The following is a 5994-nucleotide window of genomic DNA, read 5'->3' on the forward strand; positions in this document are numbered from 1 at the left end:
TCAAATACTGTAATGGTAAGGGCTCCCCTACTAATAGTTGGGTGTTTGGCTCTTACCCTATAAAGTCTTTTTCAGATCTTATCTCTATTGTTCCGTGGGTTCCGTGGCGAAAAATTTTGATCAGTTAGTTTTACAGATTGGTATTAAAAACTAAATATCTAAAACTCAGCATAATTAAACTGCAGACGTAAAAAAACCAGCTGCTGGAGCTGGTTTTTTAATTGGTCGGCGTTGCAGGATTCGAACCTGCGAACACACCCTCTCTGGCCCCGCTTATTCCTAAGTGATGAGATGCGCTACCAAGCTGCGCTAAAGAGTTTGTGCTAACTGGATTTTGGACGTAAAAAAACCAGCTGCTAGAGCTGGTTTTTTAATTGGTCGGCGTTGCAGGATTCGAACCTGCGACCCTCTGGTCCCAAACCAGATGCGCTACCAAGCTGCGCTAAACGCCGAAATATTATCTTTAAATTTGTTCTTTAACTTTTTGTATTGTACTCCGTTAGAGTGCAATCACAAGTTTATTGAAGCAGTGGTGCGAAGGGGGGGACTTGAACCCCCACACCCGAAGGCACTAACACCTGAAGCTAGCGCGTCTACCAATTCCGCCACCCTCGCACATTTTATACTGCTCCCAGGCCGTAACCTGAAATTGGGGTGACTGACGGGGCTCGAACCCGCGACAACCGGAATCACAATCCGGGACTCTACCAACTGAGCTACAGTCACCATTACTACTTTATATTGCTTAGCATACTAAGCTTGTCCGCATACTAGATGGCGCGCCCGACAGGATTTGAACCTGTGACCTCTGCCTCCGGAGGGCAGCGCTCTATCCAGCTGAGCTACGGGCGCTCGCATTTGGACGCTGCGAATACTAAGGCTAAGCCAGATTATTGTCCAGCACTATTTATTAATAAATGCCTACATGGTTACTTTATCAACAAACTGTTGCTTTTTTACTTAGAGATAGGCCCTCACGCTAGTGATGCAATTGACTTATAGATGAAAAGACCTAAAATCCTAAAAATGAATGAACGTTCATTCATAAATCTTTTATACTTATAACGGTAATGTATGCCTGATAAACGTGAACGTATTTTAAGCTCGGCTGAAGCGCTGATTGCCCGTCTAGGTTTTCATGGCATCTCAATGCAAAAAATCGCCACGCAAGCTAATGTCGCCACTGGCACTATCTATCGCTATTTTTCCGACAAAGAAATGCTATTGCGTTGCCTGCATGAAGAACGGCTACGCGGTGCATCAGCGGCTATTTTGCAAGGCGTAGATGCTAAACAACCAAGTCACAAGCAATTTTGTACGCTTTGGTTTAACACTATGCGCTACTTGCAAGCAAGCCCCGATAGCCTTTGCTATCGAATGCAGTATGAAGCCTCTCCTTTGTTTAATCGAGAAGAAGAACAGCAAATGGATGAGCGCTACTTTAAACCAGTACATGAGTTTTTTGAGTCGGGTCGGGTCAGCGGCTTATTTCGCGATATGCCGGCCGAGTTATTGGGCTTTTTAGCCCTAGAAAATTTAATGCTGCTAACACAGAAGTGCACTAAAGGGTGTATTGAGCTTGATGATGCATTGTATCAACAATTGCTTGATGCCAGCTGGAACGCCATTCTTAAACGTTAATTATTAATAAGTTGCGGGAGTAAACTAATGAAAAAATGGACACTGTCCATGTTGTTGCTGGTAATCGTCATCTTCGGCAGCGTCATCGGCTTTAACTTGTTTAAACAAAAGATGATGGGCGAATATTTTGCCAATCAACCCATACCTAGCTTCCCGGTGACCACGGCAGAGATAACACCAGAAAATTGGACTCCGCGTATTGCAGCTATCGGCTTTATTGAGCCCATTCAAGGTATCGATATCAGTAATGAGTCGGCAGGTATAGTGCGTGCCATTCACTTTGAGTCTGGTCAATCGGTTAAAGCCGGTGACACTCTGTTAGAACTTGATGCTGATGTAGAAAAAGCCAACTTGCGCAGTGCTCAAGGCCGTTTACCTTCGGTACAAGCTAACTTAAAGCGCATGCGTCAGTTATACGCTAGAGGCTCGGTATCTAAAGGTCAACTGGATGAAGCACTGGCAAACCAGCAAGAGCTGCTAGGTCAGGTTGACTCATTTAAGGCCACCATTGCACGCCGTACCATTCGTGCCCCCTTTGATGGTGTTATGGGTATTCGTAATGCCTTTTTGGGTCAGTACTTGAACTCAGGTAGCGACATTGCCCGCCTAGAAGATATTAGTCAGTTCCGCATCCGCTTTACTATTGCACAAACACGTATTGCCGATATTGCTGTGGGTCAGTCATTAAATATTTTTGTGGATGCTTACTCTGATACTCCTTTTGAAGGCGAAATCACGGCAATTGAACCACAAATAAACCCAGGTTCTGGTGTGGTGCAAGTACAAGCGAGCATTCCCAATAAAGAAGGTAAGTTACGTTCTGGTATGTTTGCTAAATTAGACGTGAAACTGCCAATGAAAACTGAGCAAATTTTGGTTCCCCAACAGGCAATCAACTTCACTCTGTATGGCCAAACTGTGTATGTAGTTACAGAGCAAGAGCCTGAAGAAAGTAGTAAAGAAGGTGAAGAGACCCTATTTATTGCCGAACAAAGAGTGATTGAAGTGGCTGAGCGCGAAGACGATTATGCGCGAGTGGTAAAAGGTCTAAAAGCAGGTGAGACCATAGTCACCTCGGGCCAGGTGCGCTTATCTAACGGCAGTCATGTGAAGCTGGTAGAAAGCGATGCGCTAGACACCCCAGAGTCAGCACCCCAGCTGTAAGCGGAGAATCAGATGCGTTTTACTGATATTTTTATCAAACGGCCAGTATTGGCCATTTCGATCAGCTTGCTGATCGTGCTATTGGGGTTGCAAGCACTGCAAAAAATGCAAGTGCGCGAATACCCTGAAATGACCAATACGGTGATCACCGTAAGTACCGGCTATTATGGTGCCAGTGCCGACTTAATTCAGGGCTTTATTACCCAACCCCTAGAACAAGCCATAGCACAGGCCGATAATATCGACTTTATGAGCTCAAACAGTAGTAACGGTAGCTCAAGCATTACGGTGCAAATGAAGTTAAACACCGACTCTAATGCTGCCCTTTCGGATATTTTGGCACGGGTAAACTCGGTGCGCTCTCAGCTCCCCCGAGAAGCTGAAGATCCCAGCTTAGAGATGACCACTGGGGCCTCGACCTCCATTATGTATATCGCTTTTAGTAGTGATGAGCTGAGTGCATCTCAGATCAATGACTACTTAGAACGCGTTATACGACCGCAGTTTTACTCGGTAGATGGGGTTGCCAAGATCAACCTGTTTGGTGGCGCTAAGTTTGCGCTGCGCATTTGGTTAGACCCACTGCGTATGGCAGCACATAAGCTGACCGCACCTGAAGTATTGTCGGTATTACAAGCTAATAACTACCAAGCAGCAGCCGGTCAATCTACCGGTTACTACATGGTTTATAACAGTGATATCAACACCCAAATAGAAAACCCAGAACAGTTAGAATCTTTGGTGGTTGCCACCCACGATGACGCTGTGGTGCGCTTGCGCGATATTGCCCAAGTGTCACTCGAAAAAAGTCATGACGTAGTACGCGCATTAGCAGATGGGCAACCTGCGGTCGTAATTGGTGTGGACCCGACTCCATCGGCTAACCCGCTAGATGTAGCAGAAAACGTGCGTGGTATGTTGCCTGAACTTGAAAGCAATATGCCCGATACCATTAAAATGCAGCTGCTTTATGATGCAACCGATGCCATTAATGAGTCTATTAGTGAGGTTGTTAAAACTATACTTGAAGCGTCATTAATCGTTGTTATCGTGATCACGCTGTTCTTGGGCTCATTTCGTGCGGTATTAATCCCTATTATCACAATTCCGCTATCGCTGATTGGCGTTGCAATTTTGATGAGTGCCTTTGGGTTTAGTATTAACCTAATGACACTATTGGCTATGGTACTGGCCATTGGGCTAGTGGTGGATGACGCCATAGTGGTGGTAGAAAACGTCGACCGGCATATAAAAGCTGGTGAAGAACCCTACCGAGCGGCCATTATTGGTACCCGCGAGATAGCGGTTCCGGTAATCACCATGACCATCACCTTGGCGGCAGTCTATGCGCCTATTGCTTTAATGGATGGCATTACTGGTTCACTGTTTAAAGAGTTTGCGCTAACGCTTGCCGGGGCGGTATTTATTTCGGGCATAGTGGCATTAACCTTGTCACCCATGATGTGCTCTAAGCTACTTAAACCGCACAGCAATCCTAACCGCTTTGAACGTGGCGTAGAAAATACCTTAGATAAGCTGACTCGTCGCTATTCAAGCATGTTAGATGCGGTATTAGCGAAGCGTGCTGTGGTCATTGCCTTTGCCGTCTTGGTGTTTGCTTCTATGCCGGTGCTATTTAACTTTATTCCTAGCGAATTAGCACCCAGTGAAGATAAAGGCGCCTTCTTAATGATGGCCAAAGCTCCCAACTCTGCCAACCTCGATTATATCGAAAACAACATGCGTAAGGCGGTTGAGGTATTAGATAAAGAAGATGGTCTAGCCACTTCACTCACCATAGCTGGTGTGCCTAACCCCAACCAAGGCTTGGCAGTCGCGGTACTTAAGCCTTGGAGCCAACGTGACGGCCAAAAAGCGGTGATAGACAGGGTCACTCCAGGCTTGCAATCCATTCCGGCGGTTGCCATCAGTGCCTTTGAGTTTCCTGAGCTACCCGGTGCCTCAAGTGGTTTACCTGTGCAATATGTACTCACCACACCTAACTCCTTTGAAAGCCTCTATGAAGTGGCTGCTGATGCACTCACAAAAATCAGTAACAGCCCTTTGTTTGTTTATAGCGAGCTGGACTTGGCCTTTGACTCAGGCACCATGAAAATTGAGGTAAATCGAGATAAAGCCGGTGCTTATGGTGTGACCATGCAAGACATCGCCATTACCTTGTCGACCATGATGAGTGATGGCTACGTGAACCGTGTTGACTTAGATGGTCGTAGTTACGAGGTGATCCCACAGGTGTATCGTAAAGATCGTCTCAACCCCGACTCTATCAAAGACTACTATGTGCGCGCAGCCAATGGCGATATGGTGCCGCTGTCTAACCTGGTTTCTATTACCATGGAAGCTCAGCCACGTGCATTGCCTCACTACAACCAGCTAAATTCAGCCACCATTGGTGGGGTATTGACGCCGGGGGTATCTATGGGGGATGCCATTAACTTCTTAGAGCAAGATGTGTCGGCCAATTTGCCTAAGGGTTACAGCCATGACTACTTAGGTGGTGCCCGTCAGTTTGTTAGTGAAGGTAATGCCTTGTATATGACCTTCTTGCTGGCACTGTTTATCATCTTCTTAGTGTTGGCATCGCAGTTTGAAAGTATCCGTGACCCCTTAGTTATTATGGTGTCGGTACCGCTCGCGATTTCTGGGGCGTTAATCGCCTTGGCGTGGGGGCTAGCCACTATGAATATTTATACTCAAGTGGGGCTGATTACGCTGGTGGGGGTGATCACTAAGCACGGTATCTTAATGTGTGAGGTGGCCAAAGAAGAGCAATTAGCCGGCGCCAGTCGTCACGAATCGATTCGTATTGCAGCACGCATTCGTTTGCGCGCCATCTTAATGACCACAGCGGCTATGGTCGCCGGCTTAGTCCCACTACTGTTTGCAGTGGGTGCCGGTGCTATTTCACGCTTTGGGATGGGGATTGTAATCGTATCGGGCTTAAGTATTGGTACGCTATTTACCTTGTTTGTACTGCCAGTGATTTATACCTTCTTGGCATCAAATCACAAACCTTTACCCGAGTTTGATGAAGACCAAGCTCCTAAAACGGTAGGCAATCATTAAGTAAGCCACAACAAGATAACCAACCTAATACCAACCTAACTAATACTAATCTGTAAAACTAACTGATCAAAATTTTTCGCCACGGAATCCACGGAAGAACAC

The 5994-nt window shown here is 46.2% G+C and carries 3 protein-coding genes and 4 tRNA genes; 3 read left to right on the forward strand and 4 right to left on the reverse strand.

The window, feature by feature from the left end; translation table 11 throughout:
- Nucleotides 1–375 precede the first annotated feature (375 nt).
- The 4 genes from ACTHY5_RS10805 to ACTHY5_RS10820 all read right to left on the reverse strand — a co-directional run bounded on the left by ACTHY5_RS10805 (nucleotide 376) and on the right by ACTHY5_RS10820 (nucleotide 852).
- Nucleotides 376–452, reverse strand: a tRNA-Pro gene (locus ACTHY5_RS10805).
- Nucleotides 453–530: 78 nt separating this feature from the next.
- A tRNA-Leu gene (locus ACTHY5_RS10810) sits at nucleotides 531–615 on the reverse strand.
- A 35-nt stretch (nucleotides 616–650) separates the two neighbouring features.
- A tRNA-His gene (locus ACTHY5_RS10815) sits at nucleotides 651–726 on the reverse strand.
- 49 nt (nucleotides 727–775) lie between these two features.
- A tRNA-Arg gene (locus ACTHY5_RS10820) sits at nucleotides 776–852 on the reverse strand.
- Between the two features lie 222 nt (nucleotides 853–1074).
- Here ACTHY5_RS10820 and ACTHY5_RS10825 point away from each other — a divergent pair.
- From ACTHY5_RS10825 to ACTHY5_RS10835, 3 genes are read left to right on the forward strand one after another with little or no spacing between them, the layout of a single operon-like run.
- Entirely contained in the window at nucleotides 1075–1641 is a 567-nt protein-coding gene (locus tag ACTHY5_RS10825; protein ID WP_441879511.1) for a TetR/AcrR family transcriptional regulator, read from the forward strand.
- A gap of 27 nt (nucleotides 1642–1668) precedes the next feature.
- Nucleotides 1669–2805, forward strand: a complete 1137-nt coding sequence (locus ACTHY5_RS10830) for an efflux RND transporter periplasmic adaptor subunit (RefSeq protein ID WP_441879513.1) — start codon at nucleotides 1669–1671, stop codon at nucleotides 2803–2805.
- Between the two features lie 12 nt (nucleotides 2806–2817).
- Nucleotides 2818–5892, forward strand: a complete 3075-nt coding sequence (locus tag ACTHY5_RS10835) for a multidrug efflux RND transporter permease subunit (protein WP_441879515.1) — start codon at nucleotides 2818–2820, stop codon at nucleotides 5890–5892.
- Nucleotides 5893–5994: the final 102 nt, after the last annotated feature.

The organism is Oceanisphaera sp. (genome assembly GCF_052084945.1).
Taxonomy (GTDB): Bacteria; Pseudomonadota; Gammaproteobacteria; order Enterobacterales; family Aeromonadaceae; genus Oceanimonas.